Source organism: Marinobacter fonticola (assembly GCF_008122265.1).
In the GTDB taxonomy this organism is placed as follows: Bacteria; Pseudomonadota; Gammaproteobacteria; order Pseudomonadales; family Oleiphilaceae; genus Marinobacter_A; species Marinobacter_A fonticola.
Window position 1 is genome coordinate 733,901 of sequence record NZ_CP043042.1, and the last position, 25,756, is coordinate 759,656.

A 25,756-nucleotide genomic window follows, 5' to 3' on the forward strand; every position below is an offset into this window, starting at 1 on the left:
TGCCGCTCAATTGCTCTGCCACAAACCTTAAGTTGTGGCATGTTGTCCGCGTTTCAAGAGAACCCTCCGTAAGTAACCTCCGCAAGGCCTTTAGTTCAGGCATCTTGAGAAAGCTTCATCCGCCGTCTCCGCGGCTCAGGCGCTTAAGCTCCTGGTGGTCCTCTTCGGTGAACTGGCCTGCGGCCTTGCGCTTGATCAGCGCTGCAATTTTCTGCCTGCGAACCTCTTCCTGGTTCGGTGTCAGCAGTTCTCTGGCAGACGCCAGGATATTTTCCCGTTCCGGAACGTGTTCGATGCCATCGAAAAGATGGAAAAACCGGGCACGAGCCCGACTGTCGAAGGCCAATGCTTCGATCACTTCGCCATGCCGGTTCAACCTGGCTTCGCGCACCCAGCTGGCTAAAGCGCCCGCTTGGCGTAAGCTGCGGTCACGGCGCGCGGCTTCCAATACTTCTTCGGCCAATTCGGGGGCTTCAATAACGGCCAGGCTCAGGCTGCTGTCTCGACTGAGCCGGACTTCAGCCGGCTCTTCACTGATCCGCTCAGGTCCCCTGAAACGCCTGAAATCCTTGCCTTTTTGCCATTCGCGGCGTCCACCCTGCTGCCAATCCCGGCGGCCGCACAGGCGCAGCATCTCGTGCCACATGGCGTCCCGCAAGGTGCTGCGTGGCATGCGGTTGAGCAGGGGTTCCGTCCGGGCTCGTAGCTCGCCGCGGTGCTCGGGCAGATTGAGGTCCAATCCCTCACTCTGGCGATCGAACAGAAAGCGCGATAGCGGTGCGGCGCCTTCAATACGCTTGCGAAAGGCGTCCGCGCCTTCCTTGCGTACCAGTGTGTCCGGATCTTCCCCCTCCGGCAGCATCAAAAACTGCAAATGCAGGCCATCCGCCATCAGTTCGAGTGCGTTTTCCATGGCTCGATCCGCCGCCCGGAAGCCTGCGTTGTCGCCATCGAAACAAAAGACCACATGCCGCACATGGCGCAGTAGTGCTTGCAGGCTATCCTGATTGGTCGCGGTGCCCAGCGTCGCCACGGCCTCATGAATGCCATGCTGGGATAGCGCGATGACATCCATATAGCCCTCGACCACCAGCAGGCGGTCCAGTCGGCGCAGAGCGCGTTGCGCCTCGAACAGGCCGTAAATCTCACGGCTCTTGTGAAAGACGTCGGATTCGGGCGAGTTAATGTACTTCGCCTTGTCGTCACCTAGCGTTCTACCGCCAAAGGCGACAGTTCTTCCCCGGGTGTTCCGAATCGGGAACATGATCCGATTGCGAAACAGATCTCGCGGTCGACCGTACCGGTCGGAAACGGTGCCAGTCTCGATCAATGGTTTTTGCAGGCTCTCATCCGCGGCTTGAAACAGGGCTGTGCCATCGCCCGGCGCATAGCCGACCTGGTATTGCTCGATCGTGGCGGCATCCAGCCCCCGGTGGCGAAGGTAGTCCCGCGCCAGCGCGGCACCCGGTTGACTAAGGGCGCTGCGATAGAAGCTGCCGGCAAAATCCAGGGCATCCGTCAGGGTGCGCGCCTGCTGCATCTCCTGACGCGCCGCTTGGTCGTAAGGCACTTCCAGTCCGGCGCGCCGGGCCAGCTCCTCTACGGCTTCGGTAAAGCCCAGGTGATCGAACTCGCGGACAAAGCTGATGGCGTCACCATGAGCGCCGCAGCCGAAGCAGTGATAAAAGCCCTTGTCAGGACGGACGTTGAACGACGGTGTCTTTTCGTCATGAAACGGGCAGCGTGCCTTATAGTTGCCGCCGGCCTTCTTGAGCGTGATCCGGCTGCCGATTAGCTCCGCCAGATCTACCCTGTCCAGCAGGTCGTCTATAAAGCGTTGAGGGATCAGGCCGCTCATGGCATCTCCGGCATTGGACAGCTACCGCTCAAGAGATTAGTCCAAAACTCCCGGCGCGTCCGGTGACGACACGTTTTAGGTCATCCATCTGCGAACTGGCAACGAAAAGAGCGCCCACAAGCCAAAAATGCCGCCGAAGCCAGGCCTCGGCGGCATTGGATACTCGTCATCTCGCTTAGCGTCGGTCTCTGATTATGAGATGTCCGACTACAGTTCAGGCGCGGGCTGTAACTTAGTACAGACGCTCGAACTTGCGCTGTTCCCGCTGAAGCTTCTTGAGATGGCGCTTGACGGCAGCTGCAGCTTTGCGCTTGCGAACGGCAGTCGGCTTCTCGTAGTGCTCGCGACGACGCACTTCGGACAGAATGCCGGCCTTTTCGCAAGACCGCTTGAAGCGACGCAGCGCTACGTCGAATGGCTCATTCTCTTTCACTTTGACAGCTGGCATTCGAAAATCACCTACCTTTGGATCGTTCGGATTAAGTGTTCAGTTCCTCTCGCGGGCTTGCCGCCCAGCGCTTGGCGCTGATGATGCGTTTGATCGCGCGGATCACTGCGAAAATTGTCTAAAACTCGACCAGCGCAGATTTAAGGGCGGCAATGATAGCCTCTTCGCTTGCTGGTTGTAAAGCGTTCAGTCCCTTGCCCCGATAAGTGGGGGTTGTCCGCACCTTTTCAAGGCGTTGCAAAGATGAGGTATCGGGTTCAGGTCATTGCAGAGAAAGGGAGTGGGTACGGGTTATTTGCGTACATTTTGGCTCATCCGATCTGTTAAAATGATGACTTGCCCTACGAGACGCCCCGGGGTGTTGTGAACGCCGGGATTTACCCTGAATAACAGTGAGCTGACTATGCTGGTTCTTGGCATCGAAACGTCTTGCGACGAAACAGGCGTTGCGCTGTATGACAGTGAACGGGGGTTGCTGGCCCACGCCCTGTTCAGCCAAATCGATATGCATGCGGATTACGGCGGCGTCGTGCCTGAGCTGGCTTCTCGGGATCACGTGCGCAAGTTGCTGCCGCTGTGCGATCAGGTGTTGTCCGAAGCGGGGCGTCGGCGGCAGGATCTCGATGCCATCGCTTATACCGCCGGTCCGGGTTTGATTGGCGCGTTGATGGTTGGCGGTTCTGTCGCTCACGCGCTGGCGTTGGCGCTGGATATCCCGGTGCTAGGGGTTCACCACATGGAAGGGCATCTTTTGGCGCCGATGCTGGAGGATCGTCCACCGGCGTTTCCCTTCGTAGCGCTGCTGGTATCCGGCGGCCACACACAGCTGGTGCGGGTTGACGGCATTGGTCATTACCACTTGCTGGGCGAGTCGGTGGATGATGCGGCCGGGGAAGCCTTCGACAAGACGGCGAAGATGCTTGGGCTGGATTACCCCGGCGGGCCGCGTGTCGCCAAGCTGGCTGAGCAGGGCAGGGCAGGACGTTACAGTTTCCCGCGTCCGATGACTGATCGCCCCGGGCTGGATTTCAGCTTTAGCGGCCTCAAGACCTATACCCTTAATACCGTTAAGGATGCTCAGGCGGCTGGCACCTTGGACGATCAGGTCCGCGCGGACATTGCGCTCGCCTTCGAGACGGCCGTTGTGGAAACGTTGGCCATCAAATGTCGCCGAGCGCTTGAAGCGTCCGACTGCAAGCGCCTGGTGGTGGCCGGGGGCGTCAGCGCCAATCGCCGCCTGCGTCACGCGCTGGAAACGACCGTCGAGCGTCTGCGTGCGGAGGTGTTCTACGCTCGCCCCGAGTTTTGTACCGATAATGGTGCGATGATCGCTTACGCGGGTTGTCAGCGCTTGCTGGCAGGGCAGCGGGACGGCGATCGAATCATTGCGGTGCCGCGCTGGCCGATGAATGCGCTGCCGCCTCTGGAAGCGCACTGCGTTGAAGGGCTGAAGGTCTAGGCTGATCTGCGCGGTTGCAACGGGTGTGTTGTTAAGGGAGCGCCACTACCGCACGCGGAGAGGCTGCACGCTATGGCTGGGTTGTCTATAGCCGCGGTTCGCGATGCTGTGCCAATCGAATCAGATTGTCCCGATGCCGTACCAGGATCAACAGCGTGAGTAGGCCGAATAAAGGCAGCGCCTGGGGGTCGAGGAACATGGCAAGGAGGGGGCCAGCCACCGCAGCGGTAACCGAGGCAATAGATGAGATATGCCAGCGCCACATAACCAAAGACCACAGAGCCGCAAGGATAAGGGTCGTCAGAGGTGCAAGCGCAAGCCCCGTACCCAGAGCTGTCGCGACGCCCTTGCCGCCATGGAAGCGGGCAAAAACGGGCAGCATGTGGCCGGTGACGGCGGATAGGGCGACGAATGCCAGAGCCACGGGGGCCAGTTCGAGCGCCAGGCCGAGCCATACCGCGATGGCACCTTTTAGGGCATCCAATGTCAAAGTTGTCGCAGCCGGAGCCCAGCCGCCGGCACGGTAGACGTTGGTTGCACCCGGATTGCCCGAACCCAGTGCCCGAGGGTCGGGTAGGCGCCAGATGTGGCAGACAACGGGCGCAAACAGCACCGACCCCAGCAGATAAGCCAGGACACAAGCCAGGATAGTCAGGGCGGAATCGGGCATGGGCAGAGACGCCAACCATTGGATTATGCGAGAATCGCACCCCCGGTGGCGGGCCGATGAGTACGGTCGCGCTGGCGCCGGATCGGGAATGCATCGGTAGTACGTTAAGGTGAAGTCGATGCAGATCGCAAGTGTTTATCGTCAGGTTCAATTGCTCGGGAGTGCCCGTGACAGATACCGTTTTCATCGAAGGACTGACTGTCGAAACCGTGATTGGTGATTATGACTGGGAGCGGGAAGTGCAGCAGCGCCTGGAAATCGATCTTGAGATGAAGTGGAACAATCGAATGCCCGGTCTCAGTGACGATGTCACCGATGCGCTGGACTACGCGGCGGTTAGCGAGGCCGTGCGACGATGGTTTGGCGGGCACCAGCCCCGGCTGTTGGAAAAGGCGGCCGAAGCCGTCGCAGCCCTGATCCAGAATGAATTTGAAGTTGAGTGGCTGCGCCTGACCCTGCGCAAGCCGGGCGCGGTACCCGGTGCTCGTAACGTCGGTGTTCGCATCGAACGAGGTATTTGAGATGTCCCATGCCGCCACGGTCTATATCAGTATCGGCAGCAATATCGAGCGGGAACGGCACATCTTGGCCGCGCTCAATGCATTGGCAGAACGCTACGGCCGGCTAGATGTGTCGTCGGTTTACGAGAGCGAAGCGGTCGGTTTCGATGGTGAGAATTTCTACAACCTCGTGGTCGGTGTCCGTACCGAGGAGTCCATTGCCACTTTATCGCGCTTTCTCAAGGGATTGGAATCGGACAACGGTCGGCGTCGGGAGGTGCCCAAGTTCAGCGCGCGAACGCTGGACCTGGATATCCTGACCTACGACGATCGAGTAGGCGATATCGACGGCGTTGAACTGCCACGTAGCGAAATCCTGACCAACGCCTTTGTGCTCCAGCCTCTAGCGGAAATCGCCCCTGACGTCGAGCACCCCTCGCGCGGGGAGAGTTACAAGGCGCTTTGGCAGGCTTACGACCGCAGCCAGAAGCTCTGGCCGGTTTCATTCCGCTGGCAGGGCAGAGTGATCTCCCCTCGCCCTACCTGAACGTTTTCAACGCGCCTTGGCCGATGTTCTATCAGGCCTCCGATCAGGCATCGTCCCGGTGCTTGCGGCGGAACAGGTCAATCAGGCCATCGGTGGAGCTGTCTGTTTTGCTGCCGTTGCCGGTTTTGATTAGCCGGTCCAGAATATTCTGTCCCAACTGTTTGCCCAGCTCCACTCCCCACTGGTCGAACGAATCCACATCCCAGATTGCGCCCTGAACAAAGGTCTTATGCTCGTAAAGCGCCACCAGAGCGCCGACAGTACGTGGCGTGCTGCGTTCGAACAGGATGGTGTTAGTGGGTTTGTTGCCGGGGATCATCTTATGTGGCGCCAAGGACTCGATGGCATCGTTATCCAGCCCCTGCTCACGCAATTCGGCGCGTGCCTCGTCCAGCGTTTTGCCACGCATCAGCGCCTGCGTCTGGCTCAGGCAGTTGGCGAACAGGATGGCGTGGTGACTGGCCACTGGGTTATGGGTGCGCAGCGGAATGATGAAATCCGCCGGCGACATGCGTGTGCCTTGGTGCAGTAACTGGTGATAGGCGTGTTGGCCATTGGCGCCGGCACCGCCCCAGATAATCGGACCGGTGTCGTAATTCACCGGCTCGCCGGCGCGCGTGACGCACTTGCCGTTACTTTCCATATCGAGCTGCTGCAAGTGGGCCGGAAGGCCGCGCAGGTAATGGTCGTAAGGCAGGATGGCGTGGGCATCCGCGCCCCAGAAGTTGCCGTACCAGATGCCGAGCAAAGCCATGATTACGGGAACGTTTTGTTCCAGCGGCGCTTCACGGAAGTGCTGATCCATGGCGTTGGCGCCGGAGAGCAGCGAGCGGAAGTTTTCCATGCCGATGGTCAGGGCCGTAGGCAAGCCGATAGCGGACCAGAGCGAATAGCGGCCACCGACCCAATCCCACATCGGGAAGATGTTTTCCTCGGCGATGCCGAAGTCTATGGCTTCTTTCTCGTTGGCGGTCACCGCCACGAAATGTTTGGAAATCAGGGCCTCGTCGCCGCCGTTATGCAGAAACCACTCCCGCGCGACCTTGGTGTTCTCAAGCGTTTCCTGGGTGCGGAAAGACTTGGACTGAATCAGGAAAAGCGTGGTTTCGGGGTTGATATGGCGCAGCACCTCGGTGATATGGCTACCATCGATGTTGGCGACGTAATGGCAGTTGAGGCGGCCGTGCCAATAAGGTTTGAGCGCGGCGGAGACCAGTTTGGGCCCAAGGAAAGAGCCGCCAATACCGATACTCACCACATCGGTGAAGGGTTTGTTGGTAAACCCCCGCCACTGCGTACTGCGAATGCGCCAGACGAATTCCTCCATGCGTCCCAGAGTGGAGCGCACCTCCGGCATAATATCGGTGCCGTCGACAGCGATCGGGTCATCGCTTAGGTTGCGTAGCGCGACGTGCAGTGCCGGGCGTTTTTCGCTGTTATTGATGTTCTCGCCGCGGAACATGGCCTGAATCTGTTCCGGCACCTTGCAGGCGCGGGCCAGCGCCATCAGATGCGGGATCGTCTCGCGGGTCAGTAGGTTTTTGGAGTAATCCAGTGAAATGCCGGCGGCAGTGGCGAAGAACTGCTCGAAACGCCCGGGATCCTGCTCAAACAGGTCCCGCATATGGGTGCCGCTCAAATTGGCCTGGTGGTCGATGAGGGCTTTCCATTCCGGCTTTTCGGTTAATCCTGGCTGACTCATATTGGAGACCTCTCCCTGGCACATGGGCCTTATCGGTAAACGGATAGATTGTCGATCAAACGGGTTTTGCCCAGGAAAGCCGCTGCCAGGATGGTGATATCGTCATCCCCGGGTTTGGCGGGTTTCAAGGTTAGGCTATGGGCTATATTGACGTAGTCCGGTCGAAATCCCGCCTTTGTGAGTGTTTCGGCGGCTTCCTTCTCCAGCTCCGCGAAATTGGTCTGGCCGTCCTGGATGTTAGCGGCAGTTTGTTGCAGCGTCTTGTACAGAACAGGCGCGATCAAACGCTCGTTCTCGGTCAGGTAGCCATTACGGGAGCTGCGGGCCAATCCGTCCTCGTCGCGCACAGTCGGCGCGCCAACTATTTCCACCGGCATGAACAGATCGTCCGCCATCTTGCGTATGACGGCCAATTGCTGGAAATCCTTCTGACCAAAAAACGCCACATCCGGTTGAACCATATTGAATAGCATGGTGACAACGGTGGATACGCCGTTGAAGTGCCCGGGGCGACTGGCGCCGCAATGCCCCTCACTGACGACGGGGACCGTAATCTGGGTCTGTTCTACCAGGCCGTGGGGGTAGATTTCCTCCACCGATGGGGCAAACACGATGTGGTTGCCAGCCTGTTCCAGTTTTTCCTGGTCTTCCCGCATCGTACGTGGATAGTTATCGAGGTCCTCGCCTGCGCCGAACTGTATCGGGTTGACGAAAATGCTGGTGACCACCACGTCCGCATGCTGCCGTGCTTTTTCCACCAGAGAAATGTGGCCGTCGTGCAGGTTGCCCATGGTAGGTACCAAGCCGATACGGTGCCCATTTTGGCGATGACTGTTGATCAGAGCGCGTAGCTCGCGAATGGTATGGACGGTTCTCATGCCTTGAATGTGTGCTCTTCAGAGGGGAATCGGCGTTCACGGACGGCAGCGACATAAGCGGCCAGTGCGCCTTGGACTGAGTCTGCCTCTTCCATGAAATTTTTGACGAAACGGGGGCGGCGGCCCGGAGTGACGCCCAGCATGTCATGCAGAACAAGAACCTGGCCGTCGGTATCCGGGCCAGCGCCAATGCCGATCACCGGCGCATTGACGGCTTCGGCGATTCGCTTGCCCAGCTCGGAGGGAACGCACTCCAGCAGGATGACGTCGGCTCCGGCAGACTCAAGCAAACGCGCGTGTTTGACCATCGCTTCGGCCTGGGCGTCGCCGCGGCCCTGCACCTTGTAGCCGCCAAATTTGTTGACGAACTGTGGGGTAAGGCCCAGATGCGCGCAAACGGGAACGCCGCGGTCGCTCAGCGCCTTGATGGTATCCTCCATCCAATCGGTGCCTTCAAGCTTTACCATATGCGCCCCGGCACGCATCAATTTGGCTGCGTTCTTGAGCGCAGCCTCGGTGGTGCCGTAGCTCATGAACGGCATGTCCGCCATGATCAGCGCACCTTTGTTCCCTTTGGCCACGGCGCGAACGTGATAGCAGATATCGTTCATCGTGACGGGAAGTGTGCTGTCGTGTCCCTGCAGGACCATGCCTAGCGAGTCGCCGATAAGCATGACATCCACGCCAGCCTCGCTCACCAATTGAGAAAACGTTGCATCGTAGGCGGTCAGAACAGAGAAGGTTTCCTTGTTCTGCTTGCGCTCACGCAGGGTATTAATGGTAACGGCCATAGAATCCTTGCCTTTTGGGTGGATTATGGATGAGGCCCTGGGGCTACCGGGAGGCGCTACCCGAGCCTCGAAGAGGATGTTGTCAAAGCATCACATGCGCGCGCAGCCAAGTCAGGCGAAAATCAACGAAAGCGCGTCGTTTGCAGGCTGTATATACGAGCGCCCCGAAGCGATTTTCAACGCGGTACGGCCGAGCGCAGCGGCTTCTGCAGAGCCCTCTCCTAAGGTTAATCGTCGTGTCCCGGCGAGGCAAGGTTGCCTGGCTCAGGGTGAAGGCGACGTAAGTTATTATCCGGACACTGCTCCCGTAGCTGAGCGATGGCGCGGCCATCCGGGAGTTGCAGGTGGGGTACTAGATCCATTAGGGGCTGCAGTACAAAGTCGCGATTGACTAATTCGGGGTGGGGGACGCTCAGCCGTTCTTCGTCGATAACCTGGTTGTCGTACAGCAACAGATCCAAGTCCAGCGTGCGTGGTCCCCAGCGGCGCAATCGTTCACGGTGGTGAGCCTGTTCGATGGCCTGGAGGGCGTCCAGTAACGCCAGTGGCAAAAGCGCTGTGCGCAGATGAACGGCGCCGTTAATAAAGTCCGGTTGATCCTGGGGGCCTACCGGACGGCTGGCATAGAATGGGGATTGGGCCACAAGCCGGGTTTGCGGCAATGTCGCCAGTGCGCTTACGGCACGGCCTAATTGGCTTAGCGGATCGGCCAGATTGCTCCCTAATCCAATGTAGACGTCCGTCTCGGCCATGGGTCTATGCCTTGGGTTGCGGTTTCTTGCGGCGCTTGCGGCGCCGGTTGCGCGGGCCGGGGCTGCCCAATTCCGTCAGCATTTTCTCCCGGCCTTTATCATCGACCCGCTGGAAGTCGGTCCACCATTGACCGAGATCTTCGGTGTCCTCTCCAGCAGCCTCGCGAACCAGCAGGAAGTCGTATGCCGCACGAAAACGCGGATGTTCCAGGGTAATGAAGGCGCGCTTGCCGTTACGCCGCGGGAGCCGCATCTGCAGCTCCCAGATTTCCTTCATCGGTCCGGAGAAACGGCGTGGGATGGCCGTGGCCTGAACCTGCTGACCAATCACGTGGGCAATGGACTGATGTAACGCCGGCTGGACGGGCTCACCGGCCGCTTGTCGACGCTTCCATTCTGCCTGCAGGGCGGGCCAGAGCAGCGCCGCGAAAAGGTAGTAGGGGGTGACGGACTTGCCTTGCCGGATACGGTCGTCGGTATTTTTCAGGGCGTGCCGAATGACGCCATCGGGTTCTCCCTCATCCAGGGCCGCAGCGCTGGCGGGGAAAAGCGGAGCCAGCAGGCGGTACTCTCGCAATAGATCGTAGGTTCGCGCGCCGAAGCCGGCGCAGAAGAGCTTTAACACTTCGTCGAATAGCCGCGCTGCAGGCACGTGAGTCAGCAATGGTGCGAGATCGCGTATTGGGGCGGCGGTCTCGGGAGCAATGTCGAAGTCGAGCTTGGCGGCAAAGCGGATAGCTCGCAGCATGCGTACCGGATCTTCCCGGTAACGGGTCTCGGCATCGCCGATCAGCGCTAGCCGGCGCGCATGCAGGTCGCTCACGCCATTGGTGAAGTCGATGACGCTGAAGTCCTGCAGGTTGTAATAAAGAGCGTTAACGGTGAAGTCGCGGCGCAGAGCGTCTTCTTCCATCGTGCCGTAGATGTTGTCCCGCAGCAGTAAGCCGTGCTCGCTGGCGCGGCGGTGGTCCTCGGAATCTTCATCGGACTCGGCAGTGTTTCCGCGGAAGGTGGTCACCTCAATGACTTCACGGCCGAATAGCACATGGACAATGCGGAAGCGACGCCCGATAAGCCGGGAATTGCGGAACAGGTCGCGAACTTCTTCCGGTGTGGCGTTAGTGGCCACGTCAAAGTCTTTGGGTCGGCCGTCAAGGAGGATGTCCCGCACGCCGCCGCCCACCAGATAGGCCTCGAAACCGGCGTTGTTCAGGCGGCTGAGTACCTTCTTGGCGTTATCGCTGATCAGCGAACGTGAGACGGTATGCTGGTCGCGGGCAATGACCTGGCGTTGGTAGGCGGGCTGTTGTTTTTTTTGGCCTTTCCCAGGCATAAACGACATCAGTCTTCTTAGCATCGAAACGGATTCTGGTGGATAGGATGATTGACCCGCACGCACGGTATTGAGCGATTGGGAAAAAGTCTTAACGGACTGCATCTTATGCAGTCACGGGGGAGTTTAACGGTTTGCGACGGGGAAGGCGAACAACAGTCACGTCTAAGGATGTAGTGGGGCAGGAATCGATGGCCAAAAAATCAAAAGGCGGGAACGTGAATCACGAACCCGCCGAGAAGAGTAGACGATCTGCATTGTTCTTGTTGTGGCGCGTCCAAAATGAGTTGAACGCAAGCTCCAAGCCAGGAGCGAATGATGCGAGCGGAACGCTTTGAATACAGAGAGCAACAATGACTTTTTGCGAGATCGAAGCAAGTGAAGCGGCGTCTGGAAGACGATTCTTATCTACACGTGCAACTCGCAACAGCCAAGCGCCACTAAAAAGCTCAGCACTCAAAACACTCAGTTCGCTTGCGCTCTATTCTTGTTTTTGTTGCTGAGCGCGCTGCAGCTTTTTGTTTTTGTTTTTGACGCTGCGTCATTCAGTTCTTGTTGTTGTTCGCCAGTATAAAGTGCACTGCACGTGCCAGTTTTTCTAAACTGTTAATTAACAAAGGGTTATGAAATTGAGCTTGGCGAAGGCGTTATTTTTTTAGACCTAAGTGTTACTTGCGACTCGGTTCTCAGATTGACTCTGTTCCCCTAGGTAACACCGGGTAACAGTTGAGAACGGATTCAGTGCTTGATCGAAAAACGACCGGTGCTTTGTGGTCTTCTTAAGAATAGATGGTCTTAGGAATAGACAGGAGCGCCGGTGGGCCGCCAGTTTTTATTAACCAGCGCGGCTCTCATGCGACACGTCGGGATTGAGTGGGGCTCTAAGAGAGTGGGTGTGGAGGTCTTCAGTTGCTTTTCTTGCGAGGGATGCCCAGCCGCTGGCGGCGCTCCCACAATGACTTGCGGCTGATACCGAGCTTCTGAGCCAGCTCCGTCTCGCTCATCTTATCCTGGTTCTCCAGCACAAAGTGTTGGAAATAGTCTTCCAGCGAGAGGTCGTTGGACGATTGCGGATCTGGCGCGGGTGCCGGGTTTTCTTCCTCAAGCAGGCCTGCTGGAATGTGGACGTCGTTGGAATCCGGATCCAGATCCAGCAATGCAGGCGTAATCATGCCGTCATCGCAGAGGATTGTGGCGCGCTCGATGGCATTTTCCAGCTCGCGCACGTTACCCGGCCAGCGGTGACGCTCGAGGACACGCAAGGCCTCCGGGCTGAGGCTGATATCGGGTTTGCTCATGCGCTGGCCCCGGCTCTGCAGAAACCGTTGGGCCAAGCCGAGGATATCGCCGTCGCGTTCGCGCAATGGCGGAATGCGAATCTGCATGACGTTGAGGCGGTAGTAGAGGTCTTCACGGAACTCGCCGGTTTTGGTCATGGCGCGCAGGTTGCGATGGGTAGCCGCAATCATCCGCACATCCACGGTACGGCTCTGAGTCGAACCTACCTTGCGAATTTCGCTCTCCTGCAGCACGCGAAGCAGTCTCGCCTGGGCCTCGGGGGGCAGTTCGCCAATTTCATCCAGAAATAGGCTGCCGCCGTCAGCGGCTTCGATAAGACCGGTGCGCGCTGATACGGCGCCGGTAAACGCCCCTTTCTCGTGGCCGAACAGTTCCGATTCGATCAGGCTTTCCGGGATTGCCGCACAGTTGACGCAGATGAGGGGCTGGCGGCCTCTTGGGCTTAGCTGGTGTAACGCGCGTGCGGCCAGCTCTTTGCCGGTGCCGGACTCGCCATTGATGAGCACGGTGGTTTCGGTCGGCGCCACCTTGCGGATGAGGGTAAACACTTTTTGCATGGCGGCACACTGGCCAAACATGATGCGGGATGGGTCGCCGTCGATGGCTTCCGGTTCTTCGCTATCCGCAGCGGCAGGCGAACCAGCCGCCGCCGGGGCGATGCGTTCCAGAATTTCCTCGACGGTGGCCAGCATCTCGTCGTGGTCAAAAGGCTTGGCAATATACTCCACCGCGCCCAATTTCATGGAATCCACCGCCGAGCGCAGGCTGGCGTAGCTGGTCATGATCAGGACGGGCGTGTCGGGTGCCAGGCGAATCAACTCGGTGCCCGCCGCGCCGGGCAGGCGAAGGTCGGAGATAATCAGATCGAAACTGCCAAGCTCGAAGCGGGAGCGGGCCTCGTCCACCGAGCCGGCGTCGGAAATATCGTAGTCCGCGTGCGTCAGCAGTTTGCGCAGGGCCGAGCGGATAATCTCTTCGTCTTCAACGATCAGGATACGACGCATGCTTAGGGAACCTCTGATTAATTCTATTAGCGATTCTGGCTTGCCCTGAAAGCCGGAATCAAGGCACTGCTTCGCAGGGAGGCTGGCTACCTTTCTGGCCTGCGTTGCGAATCTTGCCGAAGAAAACACCACTGCTTGCGATCCGCGCCTTGTCAGAAAGGCCCTCAAGGTTCGCAGAATCGTCAATAGACTTAATCAGAGGTTCCGTATCTATCGCCTCTTTCATTCGCCTTGCAGGATTTCTGTTTCCGCTTCGTAAGCTGGCAGTTTCAGTCGCACGCAAGTGCCCGCATTGGTGTTCGAAGCCTCGGAATCTTGCCCCGAAACGGGACTTTCGACTTGGATATGGCCGTAATGTTCTTCCACGATGCTGTAGACCAGCGAGAGGCCCAGACCGGTTCCCTGGTTGGGCGCCTTGGTGGTGTAGAACGGCTCGAAGATGTGGTCGAGCTGGTCTGGCGCTATCCCTTCCCCTTCATCAATAATCTCGATGATAGCGGAGTAGGCTTCTCGCTTTCCACTGATGCTGATGCGGCTGCCTTCCGGCGAGGCATCGCGAGCGTTCGCCAGCAGGTTAACAAAAACCTGGACCAGGCGCTGCTCGTCACCGAGCACCTGAAGGTCGTTCGGGCACTCGTTGAGGTAATGCAGGCTGCGTCCCTTGCCGCTCAGAGACACCAGGTTGATCGATTCTTCGATACAGCGGTGGAGCGTGACCGGTTCATAGCGATTGGCCGGCGCATGGTTGCCGGAGCGGGCAAAGTTCATCAGTGACTGGAGAATGCGGGAAATGCGACGGGTCTGCTGCTGGATCTGATCGGCCGTCTGGAGAATGTCCGGATTATCGGTTTCCAGCTTGAGGTTCTGGGCCAGCGAGGAAATGCCGGTCACCGGGTTGCCCACCTCGTGGGCGACGCCGGCTGCCAGGCGGCCGACCGAGGCCAGGCGCTCGCTGTGCATTAATTCATCTTCCAGCAGGCGGGTTTCAGTCTGGTCCTCGACCAGCACGACACTGCCGCCTTCGGGGTGGTCCGGGCCGCTGAGCGTGGACTTGTGCAGGTTAAACCAGCGAGGCCGGCCTTTGATGTCCAGGCGGTGCTTGTAGCGATGCAGTTCCTCGCCATCGACGAAATCTTCCAGCATTTCATGCCACTGCTCCGGCAGCGCGGCCAGCCTGGCACCGACGACGTCGTCGGCATCGATGCCGGTGCCTTCCTCCATGGCATGGTTCCACATCAAGATTTCGCCATCGTCACCTATAGAGCAGGCTGCAATCGGAAGATTTTGCAGCGTCTGGCGGTAGTGACGGCGCAGATTGTCGAGTTCACCGGCCAGGCCGGTCAGCTGGCTTTGGTAGTCGCCCAGGGCTTTTTCGATGTAGTGGATGTCCTGCCCCGAGCCGCGGCCGGCCTGGGGCTTAAAACCCAAGTGACGTTTGACGATATCCTGGGCTACAGACGGCCCCATCAGTCCTGATAGATTGATCTCGATCTGATCTCGCAGGCGCCGGAGCTGGTAGGGCCGGTACTCAATCGCTGGCAATCTGAGTTGCACCAGTGCCCGATCCACTTCCCTCTGCGCCACCGGGCGCCCCAGGGGTTTGGCGAGCTGGTGCTTGAATTCCTCGGATGAGCCGGACAGTAATTCGCGTCGCTGGGGCCGGGAAAGAGCGCCGAGTGAGCAAGACTGAGCGGCGCTGTCTTCCTCGCTTGAGGTTTCGGTAAGCAGCGAGACCAGGGCAAATACGCAGACGTTCAGGGTCAGACTGGCGAACGCATAAATGTGTGACGAGTCCACATCGACCGCGGGCAAGCCGAAATAGATCAGTAGGTCCGGCGTATAGGAGAATGGCACAACCAGAGTGAACGCCCAGATCCCGGCACCCGTGATCAGACCGGCAATCAGGCCCTTGCGGTTACCTTCCGGCCAGTAAATCACACCGAGTGCGCCGGGTAGGAGTTGCAGTACGCCGGCCAGCGCCAGGATGCCTAGGGTCGCGAAGTCCAGCTTGGAGCCTACCCACTCGTAAAACACCAGCGCCGCAAGAATGATCGCTGCCACCAGCAACCGCTTGATCCAGCGCAGCCAGCCGTAGATGTCCGAGCGCTCCCGCGGCGGCTTGAGGGGCAGCACCACATGGTTGAGGACCATGCCCGCCAGAGCCAGCGTACTGACGATGACCAGCCCGCTGGCGGCCGATAGGCCCGCGATGTACATCAACAGCGTGAGCGCCGGACTGCCAAATTCAAAGGTGGCGCCCACGGCGAAGTAACTCGCTTCGACAGGCGCATCCAGCGCCATGCCGCCCCACAAGATGATCGGCACCGGCAGCGCCAGCAGGAGCAAATACAGCGGCAGGCCCCAGCTTGCCTTGGCCAGCGCTTTGGGGCTGGGGTTTTCACTGAAGATCATGTGGTACATATGTGGAAGGACCAGCGCCGCCGCGAAGGACATCAGCATCAGCGCACGCCAACTGCCGTCATCCAACTGCTCGCCGAACGGGCTCGAAAGGGCAAGGTTGTGAGCCAGCCATAGGTCCAGCCCCGCGGGGCCCTCGAAGATCGAAAAGAGCAGCACGCCGCCCAATAGCAGCATGGCGACCAGCTTCACTAAAGAATCAAAGGCAATCGCGACCACCAGACCGTGATGGCTCTCTCCGCCCTGGCCGCGCCGGGCGCCGAACAACACCGTGAACAGCACCATGGCAATGCTAAAGAGAATACCGATGAGCTGGGGCGACGCGTCCGGCGATAACAGTGCGGCGGTATCGGCCACCGCTTTGATCTGCATGCTGAGCAGCGACAGTATCGCGGCGCCGGAGAGCAGGGTTACCAGTGTGCCCGCCCATTGGCTGCGGTAGCGGAAGGCAAAAAGATCGGCCAGGGACGTCAGCTGATAGGTGCGTCCGATTCGCAGAATGGGGTTCAGCAACACGGGAGCCAGTAAGAACGCGCCGCTGATGCCAATGTAGTAGGCGAGGAAGCCAAAGCCGAAGGCGTCGGCCATGCCAACCGCGCCGTAAATGGCCCAGATCCCGGCATAGACGCCCAGGCTAAGGACATAGACCAACGGATGGCGGACCCAGCGGGCAGGAATAATGCCGCGCTCGGTGATGTGGGCCAGACCGAAGAGGAGTAACAGATAGGCGAGGCTGACCAGAATCAGCGTGGTCAGGCTAAAACTCATTGGGATCGCGTCGCCATTCAAGCCAGAAACCCACCGCAATCAACCCGGCCCAGGCGAGGAACAGGCTGTACCAGGCGCTGCCCGGTTCGATCCACCAATCCAGGATATTGGGCGAGAAGATATACACGGCCAGAACGAGCAGAAAAACCAGGCGGTATATATACATCGAGCGATTGTTCCCTGCGGTTATCGAATGCGCCGGTTATACCATGCAGGCGCCTGCCCTGTCAGGCTGAATCCGGTGTCGTTGCGCAGTTCAGTGGTATTTGGTCCGGTGTCCAGTGGGCACGACCCCATGCCAGAATGTGTTCGGGCGTCTCACCGCTCAGGGCGCTGGGGGGCTGCTGACCGAGGGCCGCCAGAGCGCGGCAGAGATTGGTGCTGGGCTGACGGTCGTTCAATGCTGGGGCATGGGTCTGCTTACTGAGCTTTTGGCCATCGGCGTTAACGATAACCGGAATATGCAGGTAACGGGGCGACTGAGCGCCGAGCAGGTGGGCGAGGTTGAGCTGGGCTGGGGTCGTCTCCAGGAGATCCGAGCCTCGCACGATATCGGTCATGCGCTGGTCGATATCGTCCACCACCACAGCAAGCTGGTAGGCATAGAAGCCCTCCTTGCGTTTGAGAACCGGGTCGTCCCGTTCGGCCCGCAAGGTTTGCTGCTGGAGGCCGAGTAAGCGGTCTTGCCAGTGGGCCGTGGAGCTTTCCAGGCGTAGGCGAATAGCATGTGGTTGTCCGGGAGCATGGGCTCGCTCCGGGCAACGATGGGGGTGGCGCCCGCCGTGTTCGTTTAATTCCTTGCGCGAGCAAATGCAGCGGTAAGCGTGGCGATTGGCGAGGAGTTTGTCGATTGTGGCCTCGTAAACATCGTGACGTTCCGATTGGAAACGCACGCTTTCGTCCCAATTCAGAGCATGGGCTTCCAGGCTGCGGAGAATCCGTGTTACCGCTTCTTCCGACTCGCGTAGGGGATCGAGATCTTCAATGCGTACGAGCCAGCGACCGCCCCGTGCACGGGCATCGAGGTAGCTGGCGAGCCCGGTCACCAGCGAGCCAAAATGCAAGGGACCGGTCGGCGACGGTGCGAAGCGGCCGCGATAGGGTGAGTTCATCGGTCAGTAAAACGCCGGACGCACTGCTGCGTCCGGGCCTTTTCCGAGCAAGGCAGGATCAGATGCCGGTTTGGCGCTCGCGGATTTCTGCCAAGGTCTTGCAATCGATGCAAAGAGTGGCTGTCGGCCGCGCTTCTAGGCGACGGGTACCAATCTCGACACCGCACTGATCACAAAAACCGTAGTCGTCCTTGTCGATGCGGTCGATGGTCTGGTCGATCTTCTTGATCAGCTTGCGCTCGCGGTCGCGGGTGCGCAGCTCCAGACTGAATTCCTCTTCCTGAGTAGCCCGGTCGCTGGGGTCGGCATAGTTGGCCGCATCTTCCTGCATGTGATGCATGGTGCGGTCGACTTCTTCCATCAGCTCCTGCTTCCACTGGAGCAGGAGCTTGCGGAAGTGCTCCAGCATATCTTCGCTCATGTACTCCTCGCCCTTCTTCATTTCGTAGGGCGTGAAGTTCGTGAACCGCTCGCGGGCTTTTTCTTCGGTATTCGGCATAGAAACCAGCCTCTTTTTTCACTCCAAGGAGGCTCCGGTCCCCTCATGGTCCGGATGCCTGGCCTGTCGGCATAGTGAACGCCAATGACGTCCACCTCGGATTCCTGTCACCTGTTCAGACCCGATAAATGACCTCACCAGCCTAGCACGTTTGGCGGGGCGCTTCGCCCCTGCTGGGGCTTGCGGTGGGACTGAACGAATCTGCGGAAAAATAGCAGATTCACATAAATCGCGCTAGTCCTACGCGTCAAGGCGGCGGGTTGTGCCGTATGCCCGCGTTGCGGGTATGATAGGGAGTTGATTTTGCAAGGAAATAGGTTTGCGCTCCGTCGGGCTGGTGGTGTCTGGCGGGCAAGCCATTGGGAGAAAGCTATGAAATTTCCGGGTCCGCTGATCGAGGGACGGTTAATCAAACGCTATAAGCGCTTTCTAGCGGATGTTGCGCTGGCCGATGGCACGGTCGTCACCGCCCACTGTCCCAATACCGGTTCAATGCTGGGCTGCAAGGCGGCTCAGAGCCGGGTTTGGCTGAGCGAGAGCAATGACCCCAAGCGCAAGCTCAAATATACCTGGGAGCTGGTGGAAACGGCGCCCGAGCAACTGGCGTTGATTAATACGTCACGACCCAATCGCCAGGCTCAGGCAGCGATTGAGGCGGGGCTAATACCGTCGTTGACCGGTTATGGCCGTATGCGTAGCGAAGTGAAATATGGCAGCGAGAATAGCCGGATCGACCTGCATCTTTCCGGTCACGCCGCATTGCCGGACGCCTGGGTCGAGGTCAAGAACGTGACGCTGTGCGAACAAGGCGCGGGCTATTTTCCCGATGCAGTGACGACCCGGGGACAAAAGCATTTGCGTGAGCTGATGGCTCAAGCGGCGGCTGGTGACCGGGCGGTGCTGTTTTTCTGTGTCAATCATACCGGCGTCGGGTCCGTGGCGCCGGCGGACCATATCGATGCCGAGTACGGTCGTCTGTTGCGTGAGGCCGTGGCTGGCGGTGTCGAAGTGATGGCCTGGCAAGCCGCCTTGAGTTCGATAGGGTTGCCATTGGCCAGGGAGCTGCCCGTGATTACCGGCGCCTCACGTTCGGTACGGTGATTCTCAGTTCGCCGTTGCACCTTTCCACGTTCAGGGCAATGAGCTGATCGCCGGCGCAGGGACCGGCGATGCAGTGGCCGTCATCGACGGTAAACAGAGCGCCGTGGGTGGCGCATTGGATGAAGCAGTTATCCGGATCCATGAAGCGATCCGGCTGCCAGTTGAGTTCGATGCCCAGATGAGGGCAATAGTTCAGGTAGGCATAGGTTTTGCCGTGCTGGCGAACAGCAAAACCGCTGGCGTCGCCGGCGAGATCGAACTGGCGGCATTCGTGTTCCGCCAGATCGTCAGGCAGCGTAATGGTGGCCGTCACTTATGAACCTTCACTTATGAACATTGTAGCGCATGCGTGTCCCGTGGTTGAGCGACATCACGATTTCGTCCGCATGGAGCTCGATGGGGAACAGGCACCCTGAGATTTTGGCGCCCGCAATAGAGGCCCCGTTCAGCTTGGCCTTGCTGAAATCCACGCCGCGTAAGTCCGCGCCGCGGAAATAGGCGGCGCTCAGATCGAGATCGTCTACGTCGATGCCCCGGAGGTCCAGCCCGCGGAAGTCACCGTGGGAGAAGCTGGGGTAGTCGGACATGCGCGCCTTGGCCTGATTGAAGGCCTCGATATTCTCGTTGCGCAGTGTCTCGTAAAGCGGATCATCTATGGTGCGAACTTTGTCTTCCACAGGCCATACTCCAATGTTGGCAATTTCGCTCAGTGTAGACCAAAGCCGCTCATTGATCAGCGGGCCAGCGTGAAGTGTCCGCGAATGCGTTCAGCCAGGTCTTCTGCCACCCGGTCCGCCTCGGTGTGAACGTGAACGGTGTGGCTTTTCTCTCTTTCAGTCAGGGGTTCGAGCCAGGTTCTCTGCTGATCGAGTAGCGCCTCGGTCGCCTCCGAGGCGTCGTTGCTGCGCTCACGTACCCACTGGCGTCGTAGTTCTTCCGGGGCCTCGCAGTCCACCAGCGCAAATGGCATTCCGAAACCATTGGCGAGTTCGTCGAAGCGGATTCGCTCAGCCTGTTTCAGGCAGGCGGCATCAACGATCACCGGTATTCCGGCCAGCAGCAGTTTGCCCGCGAGCTGGACCAGATGATCATAGGTTTTGCTGTTAGCCTCCGCGCTATACAGGTCTGCGCCCACGGCGGATTTGCTCTTGGCCAGGGGATCGAGACCGAACAGGCGCTTGCGCTCCACGTCCGAGCGGATACGGACCAATCCCAGTTCACGGGCGAGCTCGCCACTGACTACCGTTTTGCCGCTACCGGAGAGCCCGGTAGTCGCCAGCAAGTAGGGATTCGGACAGGCGCTGTAGCTGTCGGCCAGTTCGGCGTAGCTGCGGTAGGTATCGAGTAGGCCGGCTTTCTCGTCGTCGCTCAGGCTCGGATTGCCCATGGTGAACAGCGCGATTTTGGCCCGGACCATGGCGCGGTAGGCCTTGTAGAGCGGCAGCAGGGGGAGGCCGCCGAAATCGCCGCTGTATTCCAGGTAGGTATTGAGCACATCGGTGGCCAGCTTGAATTCGTCCCGGGACTCAAGGTCCATCAGGAGGAAGGCCACATCGTTGATAACGTCGATCCAGCGAAAAGGCTCGTTGAACTCGATACAATCGAAGACCGTAACGTTACCCTCGTAATGCGTGATGTTGGACAGGTGCAGATCACCGTGACATTCACGCACGAAGCCTTCCGCCCGGCGCTGCTCGATCATGTCCTGCATGCGCTCGAAGGTGGTTCGGGTCCAGGCTTCCAAAGCATCGACTTGTTGCAGTAGGGCCGCGTCTTCGAGGAGGGGGCGAATCTGGTCGAAGTTTTCCTGCATGGCGGCGTACACCGCTTCCGGCGTGCCCAGGGGCTTGTCTTCGGCCACCCGCGGCAAGTCCTTGTGAAAATCCGCGACTTGCCGCGCCAGGCTGGTCATCATCTCGCGAGTGAGTTCGCCCCGCTCCTGGATGCCGTCCAGCATATTGGCTTGGTCGAACTGGCGCATACGGATGGCGTAGTCGATAGGCTCCGCTACATCGCCGATCTTCGGGTCGCCCTCGCTGCCGGAAATCGGCAGAACGTCAACGTACACGTCCGGCGCCAGGCGCTGGTTGAGCCGGATTTCCTCTTCACAAAAGTGCTTGCGGCGCTCCAGTGTGGAGAAGTCGAGAAAGCCGAAATCTATCGGCTTCTTGATTTTGTAGGCGTAGGGACCGGTGAGGATCACCCAGGAAATATGGGTCTCCAGAACCTTGAAATCGTCGACCGGGTGGTCGTACCGGGCGGGGTCCTGAAGGGCGTCGATCAGCTCGCTGCTCACGGGTCTCTCCTTTCCTTGCTCGTAATCGTGTGGGGTCGTGTTTTTAACGTCGCCGCTTATCATAGCGTCACACGCCTGAAATGACAGCGGGCGAGGCCAGTGTGTGCACTAATCGAAGCCAGGGAAACAGCGCATTACGTTTTCACAAGGTCTGTCCAGAGCGGTAGGGGCTCTGGTTATAATGCGCGCCATGGCAAAATCATCTCCCAAGCGCCGCGGCAGCGGCCGATCCAAGAAGAAGCACGGCAAGTCCACAGCAGGTTCCGGTTTTCGCGCTAGAGTCTGGCGCCTGATCTGGCGTGTGGGGCTTGTCGGCGTGGTGATCCTAGCAGGCTGGACGGTCTACCTGGACGCGATCGTGACGTCCAAATTCGAAGGCCGGCGTTGGGAGGTTCCATCACGGGTCTACGCCCGGCCGCTGGAGCTGTACGACGGTGCGGCAGTGACCACGTCGGGGCTCAGTCAGGAGCTCTCGCTGTTAGGCTACGCACCGGTGCGCTCGGCAAACGAGCCGGGCACTTATAGTCGGGCAGGCCGTCGCTTTGAGGTCCATACCCGTGGTTTCCGTTTTTCCGACGGCCAGGAGCCGCAGCGGCGTCTACGGTTTGAAATCGTTCAGGATCGCGTCGGCGATTTTCGCGTCGTCTCCGGCGGCAGCACGCCGGTCGTGCGTCTGGACCCCGTTCAGATCGGTGGCATTTACCCCGCCCATAAGGAAGACCGGGTTCTGATCCAGCTGGAAGATATGCCCGATTATTTTTCCACTGCGCTGCTGGCTACCGAAGATCGGGATTTCTTTGACCACTGGGGTGTCGCCCCCTTGTCTATCGCCCGCGCAATGTGGGCCAACATTCAAGCCGGCCGGGTGGTCCAAGGTGGCAGTACCCTGACCCAGCAACTGGTCAAAAACTTATACCTGACCCGCGAGCAGACCCTGGTGCGCAAGGGGAACGAAGCCCTGATGGCGCTGCTGCTTGAACTGCATTACGAGAAGTCGGCCATTCTCGAGACCTACCTTAACGAGGTCTATCTGGGGCAGGCAGGGCAGCGTGCCGTACACGGTTTTGGGTTGGCGAGCCAGTTCTATTTCGGCGAACACTTTCGGGATCTGGATTTGCACGAAGTGGCTCTATTGGTGGCGATCATCAAGGGGCCCAGTTATTACGATCCGCGCCGTCACCCCCAGCGTGCCCTCGATCGCCGCAACTTGGTGTTGGACCTTATCGCCGAGACCGGCAAAGTGCCGGCCAGCGACATCCAGAAAGCACGCCAGCGGGATCTTGATGTCGTCGGCAAACCTTCCTATACCGACTCCCGTTATCCGGCTTACCTCGACTTGGTGCGCCGGCACTTGGCCCGGGAATACAAGGATGAGGATTTGCAGAGTGAAGGGCTGCGTATCTTCACTACGCTGAATCCCGAAATTCAGCGGGCCACAGAGTCGGCGGTTGAACAGACGCTTAACCAGCTTGAAGGCGGACGCACCGATAAAAAGCTTGAGTCGGCCGCGGTGGTGACGGCCAGGGACAGTGGCGAAGTCTTGGCTCTCGTGGGTGGCCGGGACCCGCAGTTTGCCGGCTTCAACCGTGCGGTGGATGCCCGGCGGCCCGTCGGGTCGCTAATTAAGCCTTTTATCTACCTCACCGCCTTGAGCCAGCCGGACCGTTATACTCTGATTACTCCGATAAAGGACCAGCCGTTCTCACTGGTGTTTGACGATGGCCGTCGTTGGGAGCCGGAAAACTACGACAAGCAATCGCATGGCGTCGTACCCCTGCATCAGGCGCTGTCGAGATCCTACAACTTGGCAACGGTTCGTGTGGGACTGGACGTAGGGATTGACGCGGTGATCGAGACGCTGCAGACATTGGGCGTCGGCCAGCCGATCCAGAGCTACCCGTCCATGTTGCTGGGCGCGGTTAACCTGTCGCCGGTCGATGTGGCATCGTTGTATCAGAGCCTGGCTACATCGGGATTCAATACGCCTCTGCGTACCATCCGCGAGGTTACGACGTCCGGCGGCGAAACCTTGACCCGCTATGGCCTGAACGTAGACCAGGTCGTTGATCCTGCGGCTGTCCACTTGGTGCAGTACGCTATGCAGGAGGTGATGCAGGAGGGCACCGGGCGCTCGGCTTACCGATTTCTGTCCAGTGACCTGGGCCTGGCCGGCAAGACCGGCACGACCAACGATGGCCGAGACAGTTGGTTTGCCGGTTTCAGCGGCGATCTAGTGACGGTAACCTGGGTCGGGCGTGACGACAACGGACCCACGGCCTTAACGGGTGCTACCGGCGCATTGCCGGTCTGGTCGAACGTGATGTCGCAGATTCCTCAATACGGCTTTTCTCCCATCGTTCCTGCCGAGGTGCAGTATCACTGGGTCAATAGCGAGAAGCAGGCCTTGACTGACGAATCCTGCAGCAACGCCCGGTTCGTGCCGTTTATCGCCGGCAGCGAACCGACGGATACCATTAATTGCTCCGGAGATTTTACGCGCCGTCTGCGGAGCTGGTTTGAAGGACTTTTCTAATGATGCAGTCACGTGTTTTTCCCTGCTTATGTCTCGCCTCACTGCTGCTCGCGGGGTGTGCGACTGGGCCTGGCGGGCCGGTGTACGTGCCCGCCGAAAAAGCGCCGCCTCCGCCGCAAACGGATACCTCAGAGCCTGAAACCCCAAGTGCGGCCGAGCAGCAACAGCGCCGGCAGCAGCAGGCAGAGGAACCCGAGCGAAGTGCGCCGCGCTATCAGGACGACAGTGAGGATATGTCCCCTGCAGCCCAGAGCCTGGTGAATCGCGCCGATGCCCTGCTGGCTCAAGGCGAGGCCCGCGCGGCGATCGGTCAGCTCGAGCGGGCGCAGCGTATCTCGCCGCGTTCCGGCAAAATTTACTTCAAACTGGCCGCCGCTTACCGTTCGATAGACGAGTTGGGGCGCGCGGAGCAGTTTGCTCTCAAAGGGTTATCACTGTCCGGCTCGAACACGGCTTTGCAGCGTACCGGCTGGATGCTGCTGGCGGATATCCGTCGCGCAGACGGTAACGTGGCGGGGGCGGAGAAAGCAGAGGCTCGCGCGGCTGAGTTATAGTGCTAGCTTGGATAAGACCTCGGAAGACTGCCGGGATTGCTGAGTTTTGATGGCCATGGGAAGGTTCATCGTTGTGGGCGGGTACCAATTGTTAATTCATAACTGTCGCTTTTTGCGGCGCTTTTGCGGCGATATTTATGGCAATTACCACCCACGGAAAGTATGGGGAGACCCACCCACGGAAAGTCTGGGGAGACAGGCTCCATGAAAAATATTGCCCGTAGCTTAATGGTCGTCGGTATCGCCATTTCCCTCACAGCCTGCGAATGGGAATTTGGGACGATCGACGACGACGAGGAAGGCCGGCTCTCGCTGGATCTGGCCGATGCGCCAGTGGATGACCTGACTGAAGTGAACATTACCGTAGTCGGGGTTGAGATCAAGCCATCGGATGAGGATGCGCTGGTTTTTACCTACGAGGAACCCCGGACCTATGACTTGCTGGAATTACAGAACGGCGATACCGCTGAGCTACTGAGCAGCGAAGACGTGCCGGCGGAATCCTATGAGTGGATACGCCTGAACCTGAGCCCGCAAAGCGGAGCGCACTATGTGGTTGGGGACGATGGCGGGCGATACTCGCTAGCCGTTCCCTCTGGCGCTCAATCCGGACTGCAAGTGAACGCGGGCTTCTCTGTGGAGGCCGAAGAAGATATCGAGCTAACGCTGGACTTCGACGTGCGCAAATCCGTGGTCGCATCGGGAAGTACCCTGGCGGATTACTTGCTACGCCCGGTTTTGCGGCTGGTTATAAACGACGAGGTGGGCGCCATTACGGGAACCGTCGACGAATCCACGGTTATTGCAGTGGAATGCGCGGATGTACAGGACTACGCCGGCTTGGTGTATGTCTATCAGGGAGCAGATGTTGCGCCGGATGATCTGGGTAGCGGGACCGAACCGGTGGTCGCCGTCCCGGTAACCGACGAGGATGATCCCGGCACCTATCGCTACCAAGCCTCGCTGATCAGCGAGGGCAATTATACGGTCAGCTACAGTTGCGATATCGACGACAACGAGACAGACGAAGATCTGGCGTTTATCGATTCTGAATCTGTCCGGGTAGAGGCAGGCGATCAGGCGGAGATCAACTTCAACTAGATCGCAGGCGCTCCCGGTCGGGCGATGGGGCGGTAGTAGGAGCGGGGATTAGCGTCGGTTTGGAATAGGCTGCAGGGCGGCCGGCACGAGCCGAGGAAAACCCACGCTGGCTTCTGGGAAAAACCAGCGTGGT

23 protein-coding genes are annotated in these 25,756 nt (G+C 59.2%); 7 read left to right on the plus strand and 16 right to left on the minus strand.

The genetic code is table 11. From position 1 onward, the window contains the following. Positions 1-115 precede the first annotated feature (115 nt). Both dnaG and rpsU read right to left on the minus strand, forming a co-directional pair. The gene (dnaG, locus tag FXO11_RS03190) at positions 116-1,858 is read right to left on the minus strand and encodes a DNA primase (protein ID WP_148861547.1); all 1,743 of its coding nucleotides are present in this window, start codon (positions 1,856-1,858) and stop codon (positions 116-118) included. Between the two features lie 232 nt (positions 1,859-2,090). Beyond that, positions 2,091-2,306: a 30S ribosomal protein S21 gene (rpsU, locus tag FXO11_RS03195; RefSeq protein ID WP_004578868.1), complete on the minus strand. Its 216-nt coding sequence runs from the start codon at positions 2,304-2,306 to the stop codon at positions 2,091-2,093. A 403-nt stretch (positions 2,307-2,709) separates the two neighbouring features. On the opposite strand from rpsU, the gene tsaD reads away from it, so the two are divergent. Beyond that, positions 2,710-3,765, plus strand: a complete 1,056-nt coding sequence (tsaD, locus tag FXO11_RS03200) for a tRNA (adenosine(37)-N6)-threonylcarbamoyltransferase complex transferase subunit TsaD (protein ID WP_148861548.1) — start codon at positions 2,710-2,712, stop codon at positions 3,763-3,765. 85 nt (positions 3,766-3,850) lie between these two features. Here the strand turns inward: tsaD and plsY are convergent, their stop codons facing one another. After that, a complete protein-coding gene (gene plsY, locus FXO11_RS03205; protein WP_148861549.1) occupies positions 3,851-4,435 on the minus strand; it encodes a glycerol-3-phosphate 1-O-acyltransferase PlsY in 585 nt (194 codons plus the stop codon). 167 nt (positions 4,436-4,602) lie between these two features. Between plsY and folB the strand changes: the two genes are divergently transcribed. Next, positions 4,603-4,956: a dihydroneopterin aldolase gene (gene folB / locus FXO11_RS03210; protein WP_148861550.1), complete on the plus strand. Its 354-nt coding sequence runs from the start codon at positions 4,603-4,605 to the stop codon at positions 4,954-4,956. Position 4,957: 1 nt separating this feature from the next. After that, positions 4,958-5,482 (plus strand): 2-amino-4-hydroxy-6-hydroxymethyldihydropteridine diphosphokinase, encoded by a 525-nt coding sequence (folK, locus tag FXO11_RS03215; RefSeq protein WP_148861551.1) that lies wholly within the window; start codon positions 4,958-4,960, stop codon positions 5,480-5,482. Positions 5,483-5,525: 43 nt separating this feature from the next. Here the strand turns inward: folK (FXO11_RS03215) and pgi are convergent, their stop codons facing one another. From pgi to dksA, 10 genes are all read right to left on the minus strand, one after another. Next, complete coding sequence (gene pgi, locus FXO11_RS03220; protein ID WP_148861552.1) at positions 5,526-7,184, minus strand: glucose-6-phosphate isomerase; 1,659 nt, start codon at positions 7,182-7,184, stop codon at positions 5,526-5,528. Positions 7,185-7,213: 29 nt separating this feature from the next. After that, the gene (panC, locus tag FXO11_RS03225) at positions 7,214-8,062 is read right to left on the minus strand and encodes a pantoate--beta-alanine ligase (RefSeq protein WP_148861553.1); all 849 of its coding nucleotides are present in this window, start codon (positions 8,060-8,062) and stop codon (positions 7,214-7,216) included. Further along, positions 8,059-8,853 carry a 3-methyl-2-oxobutanoate hydroxymethyltransferase gene (gene panB, locus FXO11_RS03230; protein WP_148861554.1) on the minus strand — a complete coding sequence of 265 codons (795 nt, stop codon included), beginning with the start codon at positions 8,851-8,853 and terminating at the stop codon, positions 8,059-8,061. Before panB ends, panC begins: the two co-directional genes overlap by 4 nt. A 227-nt stretch (positions 8,854-9,080) precedes the next feature. Beyond that, the gene (gene folK, locus FXO11_RS03235; RefSeq protein WP_148861555.1) at positions 9,081-9,605 is read right to left on the minus strand and encodes a 2-amino-4-hydroxy-6-hydroxymethyldihydropteridine diphosphokinase; all 525 of its coding nucleotides are present in this window, start codon (positions 9,603-9,605) and stop codon (positions 9,081-9,083) included. A 4-nt stretch (positions 9,606-9,609) separates the two neighbouring features. Beyond that, a complete protein-coding gene (pcnB, locus tag FXO11_RS03240; protein WP_202980323.1) occupies positions 9,610-10,938 on the minus strand; it encodes a polynucleotide adenylyltransferase PcnB in 1,329 nt (442 codons plus the stop codon). 905 nt (positions 10,939-11,843) lie between these two features. Continuing rightward, complete coding sequence (locus FXO11_RS03245; RefSeq protein ID WP_148861557.1) at positions 11,844-13,241, minus strand: sigma-54-dependent transcriptional regulator; 1,398 nt, start codon at positions 13,239-13,241, stop codon at positions 11,844-11,846. A gap of 222 nt (positions 13,242-13,463) precedes the next feature. Next, positions 13,464-16,427, minus strand: coding sequence for an ATP-binding protein (locus FXO11_RS03250; protein WP_148861558.1), 2,964 nt, complete (start codon positions 16,425-16,427; stop codon positions 13,464-13,466). Further along, a complete protein-coding gene (locus FXO11_RS20240) occupies positions 16,417-16,593 on the minus strand; it encodes a hypothetical protein (protein WP_168203120.1) in 177 nt (58 codons plus the stop codon). Before FXO11_RS20240 ends, FXO11_RS03250 begins: the two co-directional genes overlap by 11 nt. A 61-nt stretch (positions 16,594-16,654) precedes the next feature. Then, the gene (gluQRS, locus tag FXO11_RS03255; protein WP_148861559.1) at positions 16,655-17,539 is read right to left on the minus strand and encodes a tRNA glutamyl-Q(34) synthetase GluQRS; all 885 of its coding nucleotides are present in this window, start codon (positions 17,537-17,539) and stop codon (positions 16,655-16,657) included. Positions 17,540-17,597: 58 nt separating this feature from the next. Next, positions 17,598-18,038: an RNA polymerase-binding protein DksA gene (dksA, locus tag FXO11_RS03260; protein WP_148861560.1), complete on the minus strand. Its 441-nt coding sequence runs from the start codon at positions 18,036-18,038 to the stop codon at positions 17,598-17,600. Between the two features lie 372 nt (positions 18,039-18,410). Between dksA and sfsA the strand changes: the two genes are divergently transcribed. Further along, positions 18,411-19,139, plus strand: a complete 729-nt coding sequence (gene sfsA / locus FXO11_RS03265) for a DNA/RNA nuclease SfsA (RefSeq protein WP_148861561.1) — start codon at positions 18,411-18,413, stop codon at positions 19,137-19,139. On the opposite strand, the gene FXO11_RS03270 is transcribed toward sfsA, so the two are convergent. The 3 genes from FXO11_RS03270 to FXO11_RS03280 are packed head-to-tail and all read right to left on the minus strand — an operon-like array spanning position 19,111 to position 21,435. Then, positions 19,111-19,452 (minus strand): Rieske (2Fe-2S) protein, encoded by a 342-nt coding sequence (locus tag FXO11_RS03270; RefSeq protein ID WP_202980281.1) that lies wholly within the window; start codon positions 19,450-19,452, stop codon positions 19,111-19,113. The genes sfsA and FXO11_RS03270 overlap by 29 nt on opposite strands. A gap of 10 nt (positions 19,453-19,462) precedes the next feature. Beyond that, positions 19,463-19,816 carry a pentapeptide repeat-containing protein gene (locus FXO11_RS03275; protein WP_148861562.1) on the minus strand — a complete coding sequence of 118 codons (354 nt, stop codon included), beginning with the start codon at positions 19,814-19,816 and terminating at the stop codon, positions 19,463-19,465. A gap of 56 nt (positions 19,817-19,872) precedes the next feature. Next, positions 19,873-21,435 carry a bifunctional aminoglycoside phosphotransferase/ATP-binding protein gene (locus FXO11_RS03280; RefSeq protein WP_227546025.1) on the minus strand — a complete coding sequence of 521 codons (1,563 nt, stop codon included), beginning with the start codon at positions 21,433-21,435 and terminating at the stop codon, positions 19,873-19,875. Positions 21,436-21,625: 190 nt separating this feature from the next. On the opposite strand from FXO11_RS03280, the gene mrcB reads away from it, so the two are divergent. The 3 genes from mrcB (at position 21,626) to FXO11_RS03295 (ending at position 25,623) form a co-directional block, all read left to right on the plus strand. Beyond that, complete coding sequence (gene mrcB / locus FXO11_RS03285; protein WP_227546026.1) at positions 21,626-23,968, plus strand: penicillin-binding protein 1B; 2,343 nt, start codon at positions 21,626-21,628, stop codon at positions 23,966-23,968. Next, a complete protein-coding gene (locus tag FXO11_RS03290; RefSeq protein ID WP_148861565.1) occupies positions 23,968-24,522 on the plus strand; it encodes a tetratricopeptide repeat protein in 555 nt (184 codons plus the stop codon). The genes mrcB and FXO11_RS03290 overlap by 1 nt, the downstream gene beginning before the upstream one ends. 204 nt (positions 24,523-24,726) lie before the next feature. After that, positions 24,727-25,623: a DUF4382 domain-containing protein gene (locus FXO11_RS03295; protein WP_168203121.1), complete on the plus strand. Its 897-nt coding sequence runs from the start codon at positions 24,727-24,729 to the stop codon at positions 25,621-25,623. The last annotated feature ends 133 nt before the right edge of the window (positions 25,624-25,756 follow it).

Excerpts from the sequence above, each read along its gene's own strand:
- dnaG (WP_148861547.1), bottom strand. The coding sequence starts at position 1,858 with ATGAGCGGCCTGATCCCTCAACGCTTTATAGACGACCTGCTGGACAGG.
- rpsU (WP_004578868.1), bottom strand. The coding sequence starts at position 2,306 with ATGCCAGCTGTCAAAGTGAAAGAGAATGAGCCATTCGACGTAGCGCTG.
- tsaD (WP_148861548.1), top strand. The coding sequence starts at position 2,710 with ATGCTGGTTCTTGGCATCGAAACGTCTTGCGACGAAACAGGCGTTGCG.
- plsY (WP_148861549.1), bottom strand. The coding sequence starts at position 4,435 with ATGCCCGATTCCGCCCTGACTATCCTGGCTTGTGTCCTGGCTTATCTG.
- folK (WP_148861551.1), top strand. The coding sequence starts at position 4,958 with ATGTCCCATGCCGCCACGGTCTATATCAGTATCGGCAGCAATATCGAG.
- pgi (WP_148861552.1), bottom strand. The coding sequence starts at position 7,184 with ATGAGTCAGCCAGGATTAACCGAAAAGCCGGAATGGAAAGCCCTCATC.
- panC (WP_148861553.1), bottom strand. The coding sequence starts at position 8,062 with ATGAGAACCGTCCATACCATTCGCGAGCTACGCGCTCTGATCAACAGT.
- panB (WP_148861554.1), bottom strand. The coding sequence starts at position 8,853 with ATGGCCGTTACCATTAATACCCTGCGTGAGCGCAAGCAGAACAAGGAA.
- folK (WP_148861555.1), bottom strand. The coding sequence starts at position 9,605 with ATGGCCGAGACGGACGTCTACATTGGATTAGGGAGCAATCTGGCCGAT.
- pcnB (WP_202980323.1), bottom strand. The coding sequence starts at position 10,938 with ATGCCTGGGAAAGGCCAAAAAAAACAACAGCCCGCCTACCAACGCCAG.
- FXO11_RS03245 (WP_148861557.1), bottom strand. The coding sequence starts at position 13,241 with ATGCGTCGTATCCTGATCGTTGAAGACGAAGAGATTATCCGCTCGGCC.
- FXO11_RS03250 (WP_148861558.1), bottom strand. The coding sequence starts at position 16,427 with ATGAGTTTTAGCCTGACCACGCTGATTCTGGTCAGCCTCGCCTATCTG.
- FXO11_RS20240 (WP_168203120.1), bottom strand. The coding sequence starts at position 16,593 with ATGTATATATACCGCCTGGTTTTTCTGCTCGTTCTGGCCGTGTATATC.
- gluQRS (WP_148861559.1), bottom strand. The coding sequence starts at position 17,539 with ATGAACTCACCCTATCGCGGCCGCTTCGCACCGTCGCCGACCGGTCCC.
- dksA (WP_148861560.1), bottom strand. The coding sequence starts at position 18,038 with ATGCCGAATACCGAAGAAAAAGCCCGCGAGCGGTTCACGAACTTCACG.
- sfsA (WP_148861561.1), top strand. The coding sequence starts at position 18,411 with ATGAAATTTCCGGGTCCGCTGATCGAGGGACGGTTAATCAAACGCTAT.
- mrcB (WP_227546026.1), top strand. The coding sequence starts at position 21,626 with ATGGCAAAATCATCTCCCAAGCGCCGCGGCAGCGGCCGATCCAAGAAG.
- FXO11_RS03290 (WP_148861565.1), top strand. The coding sequence starts at position 23,968 with ATGATGCAGTCACGTGTTTTTCCCTGCTTATGTCTCGCCTCACTGCTG.
- FXO11_RS03295 (WP_168203121.1), top strand. The coding sequence starts at position 24,727 with ATGAAAAATATTGCCCGTAGCTTAATGGTCGTCGGTATCGCCATTTCC.